General features: G+C 70.9%; 13 protein-coding genes. 6 read left to right on the top strand and 7 right to left on the bottom strand.

The window, feature by feature from the left end; all coding sequences use genetic code 11:
- Position 1 precedes the first annotated feature (1 nt).
- From EL338_RS21240 to EL338_RS21230, 3 genes are read right to left on the bottom strand one after another with little or no spacing between them, the layout of a single operon-like run.
- Positions 2–2122 carry an Rv1355c family protein gene (locus tag EL338_RS21240; protein WP_126335549.1) on the bottom strand — a complete coding sequence of 707 codons (2121 nt, stop codon included), beginning with the start codon at positions 2120–2122 and terminating at the stop codon, positions 2–4.
- Positions 2119–3519 (bottom strand): cytochrome P450, encoded by a 1401-nt coding sequence (locus tag EL338_RS21235; RefSeq protein WP_126335548.1) that lies wholly within the window; start codon positions 3517–3519, stop codon positions 2119–2121. The genes EL338_RS21240 and EL338_RS21235 overlap by 4 nt, the downstream gene beginning before the upstream one ends.
- Positions 3516–4244 (bottom strand): hypothetical protein, encoded by a 729-nt coding sequence (locus EL338_RS21230; protein WP_179967117.1) that lies wholly within the window; start codon positions 4242–4244, stop codon positions 3516–3518. The genes EL338_RS21235 and EL338_RS21230 overlap by 4 nt, the downstream gene beginning before the upstream one ends.
- A 609-nt stretch (positions 4245–4853) precedes the next feature.
- On the opposite strand from EL338_RS21230, the gene EL338_RS21225 reads away from it, so the two are divergent.
- From EL338_RS21225 to EL338_RS21215, 3 genes are read left to right on the top strand one after another with little or no spacing between them, the layout of a single operon-like run.
- Complete coding sequence (locus EL338_RS21225) at positions 4854–5765, top strand: hypothetical protein (protein ID WP_126337009.1); 912 nt, start codon at positions 4854–4856, stop codon at positions 5763–5765.
- Positions 5762–6418, top strand: coding sequence for a TrmH family RNA methyltransferase (locus EL338_RS21220; RefSeq protein ID WP_126335547.1), 657 nt, complete (start codon positions 5762–5764; stop codon positions 6416–6418). Before EL338_RS21225 ends, EL338_RS21220 begins: the two co-directional genes overlap by 4 nt.
- 16 nt (positions 6419–6434) lie before the next feature.
- Positions 6435–7550, top strand: coding sequence for a glycoside hydrolase family 76 protein (locus EL338_RS21215; RefSeq protein ID WP_126335546.1), 1116 nt, complete (start codon positions 6435–6437; stop codon positions 7548–7550).
- Here the strand turns inward: EL338_RS21215 and EL338_RS21210 are convergent.
- The 3 genes from EL338_RS21210 to EL338_RS21200 form a co-directional block, all read right to left on the bottom strand.
- Positions 7547–8444, bottom strand: a protein-coding gene (locus EL338_RS21210) for an IS5 family transposase (RefSeq protein WP_410431126.1) whose coding sequence is annotated in 2 segments (ribosomal slippage) — positions 7547–8099 and positions 8098–8444 — 900 coding nt in all. Because the reading frame shifts where the segments join, the coding sequence is not laid out codon by codon here. The two genes, EL338_RS21215 and EL338_RS21210, sit on opposite strands and share 4 nt — an antisense overlap.
- A 46-nt stretch (positions 8445–8490) precedes the next feature.
- A complete protein-coding gene (locus EL338_RS21205; protein ID WP_126335545.1) occupies positions 8491–9153 on the bottom strand; it encodes a 3-oxoacid CoA-transferase subunit B in 663 nt (220 codons plus the stop codon).
- Positions 9154–9158: 5 nt separating this feature from the next.
- Complete coding sequence (locus EL338_RS21200) at positions 9159–9917, bottom strand: CoA transferase subunit A (RefSeq protein WP_126335544.1); 759 nt, start codon at positions 9915–9917, stop codon at positions 9159–9161.
- A gap of 184 nt (positions 9918–10101) precedes the next feature.
- Between EL338_RS21200 and EL338_RS21195 the strand changes: the two genes are divergently transcribed.
- The gene (locus EL338_RS21195) at positions 10102–10878 is read left to right on the top strand and encodes an IclR family transcriptional regulator (RefSeq protein ID WP_179967116.1); all 777 of its coding nucleotides are present in this window, start codon (positions 10102–10104) and stop codon (positions 10876–10878) included.
- Here EL338_RS21195 and EL338_RS21190 read toward each other — a convergent pair.
- Positions 10875–11828: a LysR family transcriptional regulator gene (locus tag EL338_RS21190; RefSeq protein WP_126335543.1), complete on the bottom strand. Its 954-nt coding sequence runs from the start codon at positions 11826–11828 to the stop codon at positions 10875–10877. The two genes, EL338_RS21195 and EL338_RS21190, sit on opposite strands and share 4 nt — an antisense overlap.
- Positions 11829–11861: 33 nt before the next feature.
- On the opposite strand from EL338_RS21190, the gene EL338_RS21185 reads away from it, so the two are divergent.
- On the top strand, positions 11862–12992 hold the full coding sequence (locus tag EL338_RS21185; protein WP_126335542.1) for an XdhC family protein: 1131 nt from the start codon (positions 11862–11864) through the stop codon (positions 12990–12992).
- A gap of 96 nt (positions 12993–13088) precedes the next feature.
- Positions 13089–13982 carry an FAD binding domain-containing protein gene (locus EL338_RS21180; protein ID WP_126335541.1) on the top strand — a complete coding sequence of 298 codons (894 nt, stop codon included), beginning with the start codon at positions 13089–13091 and terminating at the stop codon, positions 13980–13982.
- Position 13983: the final 1 nt, after the last annotated feature.

Below are 13983 nucleotides of genomic sequence, written 5' to 3'. Positions count from 1 at the left end.
GTTACCCCCGCTGCCTGGCCAGCGCCCGGCGCCGGCTGCGCCCCGTGGTGGGCGGCGCTTCGGCGAAGCGCAGCAACAGGATCAGGCCGGCATCGCCGGGTACGTCGACCACGCGGCGGAACCGCTCGGAGAGCTCCTGCAGTTGCGGCGCGTAGCGGGCCGAGACCTCCCGCAGTTCGGGCTCGTCGTGGGCGTGCAGGAACACCGGTGAGATCGGTTGCACCGCAAGGCCTCGCGCGGCCGCCGCCACCCACACCGCCTCGGCGCCCTGACCGCCGCGGGCGTAGTCGAGCAGCGTGCGCCCCTCGACCCACACCACGCCCACGCCGGAGCTGACCCGGAGCCGCTCGCCGACCTCGTCGCCCAGCGCGGATCCGGCGTCCCAGTCGGCCAGGTGCGCCATGACGTCGGAGCGGCGCAACACCTCCAGGACGGCCAGGTCGCTGTCGTCGAGCCCGAGCAGCCCGACCTCGATTCCGGAGTCCGGTTCCGGGTCCGTGGGCCAGCGCAATTCGCTGATCATCTCCCGATGCAGCTGCGGCGTCAGATAGCGGATGCGGTCGGTCTCCGCCAGGATGTCGATCAGCGTGTCGAGCTCGGCGCCGGCGGTGACGACCCGCAGCCGGGCGCCCTCACCGAGCGCCGCGGCTTCCAACGCGCCGACGGTCCCGGGGTCCAACTGACCGGGAGTGCCCCGGTTGCGGTTGGTCTCGCGGTGCCACATCGCGTCGTAGAGCCCGGCCAACTCGGCGTCCTCGCCGGGTGCCAGGCGCAGCGTCGCGGCCAGCGGAACCTGCGAATCCTGGTGCCAGCGCAGCGGTCCCAGCAGCCGCTGCGCCGCCGCGGCCACCCGCGCGTTGAACACCGCGGCGCCGACGGCGACCGCCCCGCCGCGATGCGCGACGTCGATGGTGGCGCGGTAGCCGGTGTCCAGGCGCACCGACACCGAATCCGGTTCGGCCACAATGCGCCAGGGCTGCGCGTTGCCGCCCGAGGGGGCCCGGTTGGCGGCCGCCGCGATGCGCTCGGCCGCCCCGGCCGGCGCCGCGGCGCTATCCGGTGCGGCGGTCTCGACGGGCTCGGGCGGTGCGGGCGGTTCGGCCAGCGCGTCGAGCGCGGCGCCGACGTCGACCCGGGTGCGCCCCGACGGCAGCGGCTCCCCGAGCCCCAATCGTCGCACCGCCTCGGCGATCGTCGTCGCACCCAGCACCACGTCGGCGGCCAGTTGCGGCCAGGTGGTCAACGTCCGGCCCACCTCCACCATCGACGCCGCGGCCCGGGCCGAGGCGCGGGGGACGTCGAGATGGCCGAGCATGTGCGGGATCTTGTCGCGCGCCGACATCCCCGCCAGCGCGTCGGCGTCGACGGCCCCCAGCAGCCCGTGCAGGATCGGCCGGTCCGGTTCGACGTCGAAGCGTTCGACGTCGACCAGCCCGCGGTCACTGGTGGCCATCAGCACCGGAACCCGGTGCCGCCGCGCCACTTCCCGGACCACGGCCTTGATGTCGAGCGAATCGCATTCCTCGATCACCACGTCGGTGTCGGCGACGAAGTCGTCGACGGTGTCGGCGGTGACGCCGTCGCGCAGCACCGTGACGGGCAGGTAGGGATCGAGTTCGGCGATGCGCCGCGCCGCGGACACCGCCTTGTTCACGCCGAGGTCCAGCACGCCGGCGGGGACCCGGTTGAGGTTCGACAGCTCCAGCACGTCGAAGTCGGCCAGCCGCAGCTCACCGCAAAGCCCCTGGGCGGCAAGGGTATGGGCGATGACATGGCCGACGCTCAGGCCGGCCACCGCGACCCGGAGCCGGCCCAGGCGTCGCTGCTCCTCGGCGGTGATCAGGTTCCGGTTGCGGTCCAACCGGAGCCGGCGAAAGCCCGCCGGCCCCAGCAGCGCCACCACCGTCCGCCGCCACGGGTAGTACACCCACCGGGGCGTCTCACCGAGCAGGTCCGCCCCGGCGGGCGGGCGCAACTCGCGCAGCTCGGCGAGTTGCGCCGCCCGATGGTCGAGGAACTCCAGGGCCGGGTCCGCGCGCAGCCCGGCCAGGGTGTCCCGGTCGTCGGCGAGCGCTTCGTCGAGGATGACCGCCCGCCAGCGGGTGGGGTCGGGGTTGCTCATCGGCGCCTGCTCACCCGCGCCGGGATCGGGCCGTCGGCGACCAGCGTGAAATGGACTGCGAGCGGAAAGGATTGCTCCAGCGACTCGATCTCGACCTCCCGGATCAACGTTGCCACGGCCAGCGTGGCCTCCATCATCGCGAAGTGGTCGCCGATGCACGAGCGCGGCCCCCCGCCGAAGGGCAGGTACTGCCAACGATCGCGTCCGGCGGCCCGCCCCGGCGCGAAGCGGTCCGGGTCGAAGGCCAGCGGGTCGTCCCACAGCCGCGGATCGCGCTGGACGGCCATCCGGCCGAAGGCCAGCGTGGTGCCGGCCGGCACCCGGTAGCCACCGACGTTCAGGTCCCGCGTCGCGGTGCGGGTGCCGGTCGGGGCCGGCGGGCACAGCCGCAGCGCCTCCTTGACCACCTGATGGGTGTAGCCCAGGCCGGTCAGATCGGCGCCGGTGAGCGGATGCGCCCCGAGGCCGCGGACCTCGTCGGCCACCCGCTGCTGGATCTGCGGATGCCGCCCCAGCTGCCACAGGGTGTAGGTCAGCGTGGTGGCGACGGTGTCGTGACCGGCGAACAGGAAGATGATCAGCTCGTCGCAGATCTCCTTGTCGGTCAGGGCCCGGCCGGTGACCGGGTCGGTCGCCGCGATCAACGCCTGCACCAGCGGGGCCTCGCGCTCCGGCTGGGCGCGACACTGCTGCAGGATGTCGTTGGCCAGGGCACGCAACTCGGCGCTGGCCCGCAGGGCGCGGCGCCGTCGGGGCGTCGGCAACCAGGCGGGCGACCGGACCGGCCGCAACGCCCGACGCACCGCATAGGTCAGCGCGGTCTGCAGGTGCTCCTCGATGAGCTCGGTCCGGTCCTCGAGGTCGATGCCGAACACCGACTTGCCCAGCGCCCGCATGGTCAACGCGCGGGCTTGGGCACTCAGGTCGATCCGGTCGCCGTCGCCCCAGCCGCCCACCACGGAGGCCGCCGCCGCGGTGGCGTGGCCGCCGAGCTGGGCGATCCGCTGCTTGGTGAAGACCGGCTGGATGGTCCGCCGGCGCGGCAGCCACCGGTCGTGCGGCAGGTTGACGAGGTTCTCCCCGAGGATCGCGCGCAGCTCGGCGAACACCGGCGACATCTTGTCGACGGTGCCGTCGCGCACGCCGAGCACGTCCCGGATCGCCCGCGGCGAGGTGGCCAGCACGATCGGCGACATCAGCCACCGGGGTGCCAACACGATGCGGGTGACCGGGCCGCCCACGTCGCGCAGCAGTTCGGTCCCGGTGTGGTAGGACTTCACCGCCGCGAGCCGCTGCCGGTAGGGCAGCGGGTTGCGCGGCGCCTCCGGCAGTTGGTCGATCGGGGTGTCGGCGTCCGGCGCCGGGGCGGCCGTCCGGGGGTGGAGCACCGCTGTCATGCCGAGGCCCCCTGGCTGACGCTGTGGCGCCGGAGCATGGCCGTCTCGCGCAGGATCTTCGCCACCTGGTCGGGCTCGGCGTGGTTGGCGAAGGTGCTGCGGTCCCACCACATCATCGTGGTCGCGTAGCGCTCGTCGGGATACGGCGTCGCGGGGATGTGCGAGGCCACCACGCCGCCCGAGGACTTCCACCGGTCCAGCACGTAGGCCGCCGCGGTGGCCATGCAGAACTGGATGTCCATCACGGCCATGGCGTGGAACCCGGACCGGGCGATGGCGCGGGTCAGGGCCCGCGCGTGGCCCGGCTCGTCGGTGACCCAGGCGGACTTCATCTCCAGGATCCCGAACGGCGCGCGGTCGTCGATCATCTTGCGGACCGCGGCCAATCCGGGCTGGCCGGCCCACTCGACGACGGCGTGCGAGTCGTCGGCGTCGACCAGCGGCCCCTTGGCCCGCACACCGGCGACGATCCGATCGTTGCCGTCGATAGCTACAAAGAAGAGAACGGTGTCGCTGCCGTCGCGGATCGAGTCGATGTCGAGTGCGCATTCGACGCCGTGTTTCCGGTAGCTGTAATCGGCTCCGGCGAGGTATTCCTGCCAGAGTTCCGGTTCGTCGGCGGGGCGGGCGAGCAGGAGTGTGCACTCCGTGTCGGGATCCCACCAGCGTGCGCCGGCGTCGAGACGAACCGAGGACGTGAACAATTCGGACTGCTGAGGGTTCACTGCTTTCCTATCTGTTGGTCAGTCCGGCACGGAACTCGTGCTGGGCTGAGTTCTACTTTGCGAGTACCCCGACCCGGTAAATAAATACGACCAATTATCTCGCGAACGGTCCCGCGTGCCCGGGCATTCTTGCTGATCAGACGCATGACCGGGGGTTCACGCAGATCGCGTACATATATATGACAGCAATTGGTTAGCGAGGGTAGTGATTCGATGGTGAAATCGCGGTAAAAAAGGCGGCGATTCGGCAATTCGGAACCGGGTGGCGGCTATTTGCGGAGCCTTCACGCGCGCGTCAATTTTGGGGCCCAGGGGCGCGGCTGCGCCCCGGAGGCTACCGGGCCGGCGAACCGCCCGGGCGCGAGCGGTCGGTCGGCACAGAGAAGAAGGAGGCCGACTGGAAACCCGCCGACGATCGCCACGGTGGCCGTCGTCGGGTTCGAACCGTGCCCGCGGCGCGCGGTCGCACGGTTCGCACGGCAACTTCACAAAAATTTGCTAGGAATGCCCGATCGGCGGGCGAAAGCGGCGTGCCGAGGGCCGCCGTCTACAGTGCCCAGGTACGCCTCGGCGGGTTTCGAGGCCCTGATCGACGTGCTGGAGCCACCTGTGGACACCCTACGAGCCATCGCGGTCGTTGTGGTGGCTCTCTTTCTGGCCTCCTGCGGTCGCGGCGCCGAGGCCGCCCACACCTACGGCGCCGACACCGCCGCCCTGGGCACCGCGCAGTCCGTGTTGGGTTGGAACATCTCCGTGGCCAACCTGCGCTTCGTCGCCGACCACGTGCTCGTCGACGTCGACGCGGCGGTCGCCGACCCCGACGGCAAACACATCGAGCCGAAGGACATCCGCTTCGGCCTGTACGGCGGCCTGCTGCACCCGATCGAGGCGACCGGACTGGGCAGCTGTCAGCGCGTCGTCGGCTCCGATTTCACGCCGCTGGCGACCCCGGAGCCCGACCGGCTCTCCGGCACCGTGTGCCTGGGCCCCATCCGCGACCAGTCCCAGGTCCGCGGGGTGTACGCGTATTCGCCGGCCGAGCGGATCCCCGGCACCGTCGTCGCCTATCCCGCGGCCTACCCGGTGGGGTTGCCGCCGACCAACGCCAGCGACTCCGGATTGGAGCTGTCCAGCACCAGCGTGGAGGCGTGGCGCGCCGACGGTCAGCGGCTCACCCCAGCGGCACTGGGCGACCCGACGGCTTTCGAGGGCAGCGGCTACATGCTGCTGGGCCTGCGGGCCCAGGCCGTGGGGCAGCGCTACCGCGACGACTCCGAGGCGCGCGGCGGCCCGATGATGGTGCTCGCGGCCCCGTCGCTGCCGCCGCCCGGGCTGAGCCCCGCCTGCTCGACCTACGGCGCATCGGTGCTGGTGCTGCCCGACGCCTCCTACGATTCGGTGCAGCTGGAGGCTTCGCTGTGCACCCAGGGGGAGATCAACGAGGCGCTGCTGTACGCGACGGTTTCGGTGGTCGGCACGCACGCCGCCGTCTGGCTCGACGACGAGCGGGACCGGCGGTGAGCTCCGAGGCCGACGAACCCGGCCCGACGGAGTGGGGAGCCTCGCCCACCGGGGTCGGCCCGTGGCCGGGCGAGCTGCCCGAGGACCCGCGCTACGACCCGGAGTTGTTGCGCGACGGTGACACTCGCAACGTCGTCGACCCGTACCGGTACTGGACCCGCGAGGCGATCATCGCCGACATCGACCGGCGTCGGCACCCGCTGCACATCGCGATCGAGAACTTCGGCAACGACGCCAACATCGGCGGGGTGGTCCGCACCGCGAACGCCTTCGCCGTCGACACCGTCCACATCGTCGGGCGGCGGCGGTGGAACCGGCGCGGGGCCATGGTCACCGACCGCTATCAGCGGCTGCGCCACCACGACACGACCGCCGAATTGCTCGACTTCGCCGCGGCGGCGGGTCTGACCGTCGTCGCCGTCGACAACGTGCCCGGCGCGGTCCGCCTCGAACACACCGAACTGCCCCGCGAGTGCCTGCTGGTGTTCGGTCAGGAGGGCCCGGGCATCACCCCGGAGACCGCCGCGGGTGCGGCCACGGTGGTGTCGATTGCTCAGTTCGGCTCGACGCGCAGCATCAACGCCTCGGTGGCGGCCGGCATCGCCATGCACCGCTGGATCACGCAGTGGGGGGACCTCAACCACGCCTGGTAAGGCAGGATGAACTTTCATGGATCAGGTATGGGCCAACCGCGCGGCCTCGGCCGAGGCCGCCATCACCGCGCGCCACCTCAAGAAGCTCTGGGGGCTGCCGAAAACCCAACTCGGCGTCGTGGCCTGGCCGCCCACCGGCAGCGACAAGCGGTTCAAGACCTGGCACTACTGGTGGCAGGCCCATCTGCTGGACTGTCTGATCGACGCCGAGATCCGTGATCCGCAACCCGAGCGCGTGGAGCGGATCACCCGCCAGATCCGGGGGCAGTGGATCCGGAACACCGGCTGGGTCAACAACTACTACGACGACATGGCCTGGTTGGCGCTGGCGCTCGAGCGCGCGGGACGCTTCGCCGGGGTGGTCAAACCCGGCCCGCTGACCAAGCTGGCCACCCAGTTGGTCAACGCCTGGGTGCCCGAGGACGGCGGCGGCATCCCGTGGCGCAAGCAGGACCAGTTCTTCAACGCCCCGGCCAACGGCCCGGCGGGAATCTTCCTGGCGCGCTACGGCGATCGGCTGCGCCGCGCCCAGCAGATGGCCGACTGGATCGAGGAGACGCTGCTGGACCCGGAGACCCTGCTGATCTTCGACGGCATCAAGGCCGGGTCGCTGGTGCGCGCACAGTACACCTACTGCCAGGGCGTGGTCGTCGGTCTCGAGACCGAACTGGCGGTGCGCACCGGCGAACAGCGGCACGGGCAGCGCGCGGCCCGGCTGATCGGCGCGATCGCCGAACACATGGCCCCCGAGGGGGTGCTCAAGGGCGCCGGCGGCGGCGACGGCGGGCTGTTCTTCGGCATCACCGCGCGCTATCTCGCCGAGGCCGCCAACACCCTGCCCGGCGACGACGCCGAGACCGTCACCGCGCGCGAGACGGCGCGCAAGATCGTGCTGTCCTCGGCCCGCTCGGCGTGGGACCACCGCCAGACCGTCGACGGCCTACCGCTGTTCGGCCCGTTCTGGGACCGCGCCGCGGTCATCCCGGCGGCCGTGGCCGCCGAGGGCGAGCAGGCCCAGTTCGTGGCGGGCGCGGTCAACGCCTCGGCCGCGCCGGAGCGCGACCTGTCCGTGCAGCTGTCCGGCTGGATGCTGATGGAGGCCGCTCACACCCTGGGCGACGCGCCGGACTAGGCCGTGTCTGATAAATGCGGTAGCCAGAGTGTGATGGCCCGTAGGACTGCTGCGCCCCGGTAGACGATGGCGAGTTTGTCGTAGCGGGTGGCCAGACCACGCCACTGCTTGGTGACGCTGAATCCTCGTTCAACAACGTTGCGGCCCTTGTAGTCCTCGGCGTCGAATGCTGGCGGTCGGCCGCCGTGGGTGCCTCGACGTTTTCGGTGGCCGATCTGATCGGACGGTTCGGGAATGACGGCGACGATCCCTCGTCGGCGCAGCCGCTGCCGGGTCGCTCGGCTGGAATAGGCCTTATCTCCGCGCAGGCGATCGGGCCGGGTGCGGGGCCGGCCAGGCCCGCAGCGCTCAACTTTGAGGTGGGCGAGCAAATGCTCCAGGACTGGTCCGTCGCCTGCCTGGCCGGCGCTCACGAGCACCACCAACGGTCGTCCGTGGCCGTCGACGAGGTGATGGATCTTGCTGGTCAGCCCGCCGCGCGAGCGACCAATGCCGTGGTCAGGCGGCTCGCTCGCCAGATTTGTGTAATTCGACCCAGCCCCCTGTGTCACGGGTGATGTTCGTGGCATGTTGGTGAGCGCGGGCGATCGTGGAATCCACCGACACCGCCCAGTCGATGATCCCGGCCTCGTCGGCGGCGGCCAGCAACCGAGCCAGCACCATGTCCCAGGTGCCGTCGGCACTCATTCGTCGATGCCAGGTCCAGATCGACTGCCACGGCCCGAACACCTCCGGCACGTCGCGCCAGGCGATCCCGCACCGATACCGATAGATGATGCCTTCCACCATCGAACGCGCATCCTGAAAGGGTCTGCCCCGCTTACCCGTACGTGCAGGAAGCAGATCCTCGATCAACGACCACTGAACATCGGTAAGCAGCTGAAACCGCGACATACCTCAAGCCTCCGGCATAACACCCGAAACCTTTGTCAGACACGCCCTAGTCCAGGTCGACGGTGAGTTCGGCCTCGGTGGCCGCGACGATGTCCTCGACCGTGACGCCGGGGGCGAGTTCGCGCAGCTTCAGCGTCCCGTCGCCGACGACGTCGATGACGCCGAGGTTGGTGATGATCCGGTCGACGACGGCCTGACCGGTCAGCGGCAGGCTGCACACGTTGACGATCTTGGGGTTGCCGGCCTTGTCGGTGTGCTCCATCAGCACGATGACCCGGCCCGCGCCGTGCACCAGGTCCATGGCGCCGCCCATGCCCTTGACCATCTTGCCGGGCACCATCCAGTTGGCCAGGTCGCCGTTCTTGGCGACCTCCATGCCGCCGAGCACCGCGGCGTCGATGTGCCCGCCGCGGATCATGCCGAACGACAGCGACGAATCGAAGTAGGCCGCACCGTCATTGACGGTGACGGTCTCCTTGCCCGCGTTGATCAGGTCGGGGTCCACCGCGTCGTCGGCGGGATAGGGCCCGGTGCCCAGGATGCCGTTCTCGGAGTGCAGCGTGACGCGGACGTCACCGGACAGGTAGCCGGGGATCAGGGTCGGCAGACCGATCCCGAGGTTCACGTACTCGCCGTCGATCATTTCCTTGGCGGCCCGCGCGGCCATCTCGTTGCGGGACCAGCCGGTGGCGGTGGGGGCTGTGGTCATCTCAGTTACGCCTTCTCTTCGCGAACGGTGCGCTTCTCGATCTTCTTGTCCTGCGGTCCGGTGTGGACGATGCGCTGCACGAACACACCGGCCAAATGCACTGCGCCGGGGTCGATCTCGCCGGGTTCGACGAGCTCCTCGACCTGGACGATGGTGATCTTGCCGGCCATCGCCGCCAGCGGGTTGAAGTTCATCGCGGTCTTGTTGAACACCAGGTTGCCCAGCGTGTCCGCGCGCTTGGCGTGTACCAGGGCGAAGTCGGCGTTGATGGATTCCTCGAGGACGTACAGCTTGCCGTTGAATTCCCGGACTTCCTTGGGCGGGGAGGCCACCGCGACCGAGCCGTCGGCGGCGTAGCGCCACGGCAGACCGCCGTCGGAGACCGGGCTGCCCACGCCGGCCGGGGTGTAGAAGGCGGGGATGCCCGCGCCGCCGGCCCGCAGCCGCTCGGCCAGGGTGCCCTGCGGGGTCAGTTCGACCTCGAGTTCACCGGCCAGGTACTGCCGGGCGAACTCCTTGTTCTCGCCCACGTAGGAGGCGGTGACGCGGCGGACCTTGCCCAACTCCAGCAGCACGCCCAGGCCCAGGCCGTCGACACCGCAGTTGTTGGAGTACACCTCCAGGCCGGTGGCGGGCAGTTCGGCGACCGCCGCGATGAGTTGGTCCGGGATGCCGCACAGTCCGAAGCCGCCCACCGCCAGGTGCGCGCCGTCGGTGATGTCGGCGACCGCGTCGGCTGCCGACGCGTACACCTTCGAAGTCATCGCGTGATTCTCCTCAACCGTTCGTCGGATGCATGTCCACTCTGCAAACACCGTGGACGTCCCGTCCAGTGAACAGTCCCGTGGCCATCGGGATCAACCCCAACCGCATAACCCGGGACAAGTGTTCGCGGACTGATTCGGGCGCAACTCGTGCGTTCACTCTGTGGACGCTAGACTTCGCGGTGTGACACCGCGGGTGCAGTCCTCCCAGGTGGTCGCCCGCGTCGGTGCCCTGCTGCGGGCGGTCGGGACCACCGAACCGGTCGGCGCGTCCACCACCGAGTTGGCTCGGACGGCCGGGCTGGCCCGGCCCACGGCGCACCGGTTGCTGGGCGCGCTGGCCGAGGAGGGCCTGATCGATCGGGACACCGCGACCGGGCGCTGGTCGCTGGGGCCCGAGCTGTATCTGCTGGGCGCGGGTGCGGCCGACCGCTACGACATCATCGAGCAGGCCCGCGACATCGTCATCGGACTGGCGCGCGAGACCGGTGAGAGCGCGTTCCTGTCCGCGCGGCGCGGCGACGAAACCGTCTGTGTGTTCAGCGAAGAGGGCAGCTTTCCGGTGCGCTCGCACGTGCTGCACGTCGGCATCCGGTTTCCGCTGGGCGTCGCCTCGGCGGGCCTGGCCATCCTCAGCCACCTGCCGGACCGCGAGATCGACGACTACTTCCGCCGGGTCCAGCTCGAATCGGACTGGGGCCCGACACATTCCGAGGAGGCGGTGCGCGCGCGGCTGGCGTCCACTCGAACCACCGGTTACGCCGTCAATCCCGCGCTGATCGTCGAGGGCAGCTGGGGCATGGGGGCGGCGGTGTTCGACCGCAGCGCCCGGCCGGCCTGGGCGCTGAGCTTGACCGGCGTCGAGACCCGCTTCCGGCCCGAGCGGCACCGCGAGCTGGGCACGCTGTTACTGGAGCGGGCGCACGAACTCTCCGGCCGGCTCAAGAGCGGATCGGCCTAACTCCACAGCGTCACATGGACTTTCGGTCGGAACCGGGTGACCCCGACCCCGGTGCCGCGGATCATCGCCTGGGTGCAGCGCGGGGTGGTGATGAAGCGGACGAGCTCGGAGACCGCGGGCTGCCGCGCATTCGGCAGCAGCGTGGTGGCCGACCACTCGCCGGCGTGCCGCAGGCCCGGCCCGTCCACGCGGACCAGGTGGCCGGCATCGAGATCCTTGGCCACCGCGAAGCCGATCGCCAGGGTCACGCCGGTGCCCTGCCGGACCTCCTCGAGCGCGGCGGTGTCGCTCTGGAAGATCCGCTGCCGGGACTCCGGGATCTCCAATTCGCGCAATATCCGCGCGATTTCACCGTCCGGGCCGGCCGACGGGCCCAGCATCCAGGTCTGCTCGCGCAGCAACCCCGGGGTCACGGCCGCGCTGGTCAGCGGGGAGCCCGGGGCGGTGACGGCGATCAGCTGGTACTTCAGGAACGGCCGCACCGCGAGGCTTTCGCCCGGGGCCTCGACGACCGGACCCAGCGCGACGTCGACCGCGCGCGACTCCACCAAGTAGCGGAACTGCCGCGCCGGATGCACGCTGAGCTCCACGGACAGATCGTCGGCGCGCGAGGAGAACAGCTCGATCAGGCCGGGCGCGGCGTGCTCGGCGAAGGCGCTCGAGGCCGCGATGCGCAACAGCCGCCGACCGTGCGCCGCCTCGGTGACCTCGGCGGCGGTCTGCTGCTGCAGGCCCAGGATCTCCACGGCGCGGGCGGCCAACCGGAGCCCGCCGGGGGTGAACGCCAGCCCCGCGGCGGTCCGCACGAACAGCTTGTCGTCGAGCTCCTTGCGCAGCTGCGCGACGTGCATGGACACCCCGGCGTCGGAGACCTCGAGTTCTTCGGCGGCGGCGCGCACCGAACCGAGGCGTACGACCGCCGAAAATGCCCGAAGCTGAGCCGGTGTCACGCCTGCAGACTAGACGTGTCCTAACCTGGGCACGTGCGAGATGTGCTGAGCGACCTCTTAGCGGTCTGGCGGTCCGGGGCGACCGCCGGGCTGGGGACGGTGGTGCGCACCTTCCGTTCCGCGCCCCGGCCGGCGGGCGCGGCCATGGTGGTGGCGCCCGACGGGACGGTCAGCGGATCGGTCTCCGGGGGCTGCGTCGAGGGCGCGGTCTACGAGCTCGCGACCGAGGTGATCGCTACGGGCGTCCCGGTCCTGCAGCGCTACGGGGTCAGCGACGACGACGCCTTCGAGGTCGGACTGACCTGCGGCGGCATCCTGGATATCTTCGTCGAGCCGGTGTCGCAGAACAACTTTGACCAGCTGGCCGCCGTGGCCGACGATATCGACGCGCACCGGCCGGTGGCGCTGGCCACCGTCATCGCCCATCCGGACCCGGCGCGGGTCGGTGGCCGGCTGGTGGTGCGGCCCGAGGAGGTGCACGGATCGCTGGATTCGGCGCGCGCCGATGCCGCGGTCACCGACGATGTGCGCGGCCTGCTGGCGGCGGGCCGCAGCGAGGTGCTCACCTACGGCCCCGACGGGCAGCGCCGCGGCGAGGGTATGGAGGTGTTCGTCGCCAGTTACGCACCGCGGCCGCGAATGCTGGTGTTCGGGGCCATCGACTTCGCGGCCGCCGTCGCGGCCCAGGGGTCCTTCCTGGGCTACCGGGTCACGGTGTGCGACGCCCGGGAGGTGTTCGCCACGCCCGCGCGCTTCCCGACCGCCGACGAGGTGATCGTCGACTGGCCGCACCGCTATCTGGCCGCCGAGGTCGCCGCCGGCGCCATCGACTCGCGCACCGTCATCTGCGTGCTCACCCACGACCCGAAGTTCGACGTGCCGCTGCTCGAGGTCGCGCTGCGCCTCGACGAGGTGGCCTACGTGGGGGCGATGGGGTCGCGGCGCACCCATGAGGACCGGCTGGCGCGGCTGACCGAGGCCGGCCTGACGGGGGCTGAACTGGCCCGGCTGGCCAGCCCGATCGGCCTGGATCTCGGCGGCCGTACCCCCGAGGAGACCGCGGTGTCGATCGCGGCCGAAATCATCGCGCGGCGCTGGGGCGGCGGCGGACGGCCACTGGCCGAGACCGCGGGCCCCATCCACGGCGAGATTCATCACGCCTGATCAGCGACCTTATTCAGGGTTCGCTTAACCGGCTATTGACGCCGTCGTCGGTATTGCCGACACTAAGACTCCCACGGTGAGTGTGAGGGGTGTCACATGCAGGTGCCCGGCCCATTCGAATACGAACGCGCCACCAGCGTCGATCAGGCCGTCGGTCTGCTCGACCGGTTGGGCGAGGACGCGATGATCGTCGCGGGCGGGCACAGCCTGCTGCCGATGATGAAGCTGCGGATCGCCAACCCCGAGTATCTGGTCGATATCAACGACCTCGCCGACGAACTCGGCTACCTCGAATTCGGGGATCCCGGGGCGGTCCGCATCGGTGCCATGACTCGGCACCGCGACGTGCTGGAATCCGAACCGCTGGCGGCGGTGCTACCGATCTTCCGCGACGCCGAGCGGGTGATCGCCGACCCGGTGGTACGCAACCGCGGCACCGTCGGCGGCTCGCTGTGTCAGGCCGACCCGGCCGAGGATCTGACCACGGTGTGCGCGGTGCTCGGCGCGGTCTGCGTGGCCCGCGGCCCGGGCGGGGTGCGCGAGATCGGGATCGACGACTTCCTGCAGGGCCCCTACGAGACGGCGTTGGCGCACAACGAGATCCTGCTGGAGGTGCGCATCCCGGTGCGCGAGCACACCTCCAGCGCGTACGCGAAAGTCGAACGCCGGGTGGGGGATTGGGCGGTGACCGCCGCCGGCGCTCAGGTGAGCCTGGACGGCGAGACCATCGCGGCGGCCCGGGTGGGACTGACCGCGGTGAACGCCGACGCGGCGGCGCTGCGTTCGCTCGCCGACGCCCTGACCGGCAAGCCCGCCACCGAGGCGACCTTCGCCGAGGCCGGCTCGGCAGCCGCCCAGGCCTGCGACCCGGTGGGCGACATGCGCGGCAGCGTCGACTACAAGCGCCACCTCGCCGGGGAGTTGACCATCCGAACACTGCGCCGTTCGGTCGAGCGTGCGCGCACCGGCAACCAGCGGCAGGGGGTTTGAA

Origin of the sequence: Mycolicibacterium chitae, from assembly GCF_900637205.1 — a bacterium.
Lineage (GTDB): Bacteria > Actinomycetota > Actinomycetes > Mycobacteriales > Mycobacteriaceae > Mycobacterium > Mycobacterium chitae.
This window is presented reverse-complemented; position numbering and strand designations above follow the sequence as displayed.

Excerpts from the sequence above, each read along its gene's own strand:
- EL338_RS21240 (WP_126335549.1), bottom strand. The coding sequence starts at position 2,122 with ATGAGCAACCCCGACCCCACCCGCTGGCGGGCGGTCATCCTCGACGAA.
- EL338_RS21235 (WP_126335548.1), bottom strand. The coding sequence starts at position 3,519 with ATGACAGCGGTGCTCCACCCCCGGACGGCCGCCCCGGCGCCGGACGCC.
- EL338_RS21215 (WP_126335546.1), top strand. The coding sequence starts at position 6,435 with ATGGATCAGGTATGGGCCAACCGCGCGGCCTCGGCCGAGGCCGCCATC.
- EL338_RS21205 (WP_126335545.1), bottom strand. The coding sequence starts at position 9,153 with ATGACCACAGCCCCCACCGCCACCGGCTGGTCCCGCAACGAGATGGCC.
- EL338_RS21200 (WP_126335544.1), bottom strand. The coding sequence starts at position 9,917 with ATGACTTCGAAGGTGTACGCGTCGGCAGCCGACGCGGTCGCCGACATC.
- EL338_RS21180 (WP_126335541.1), top strand. The coding sequence starts at position 13,089 with ATGCAGGTGCCCGGCCCATTCGAATACGAACGCGCCACCAGCGTCGAT.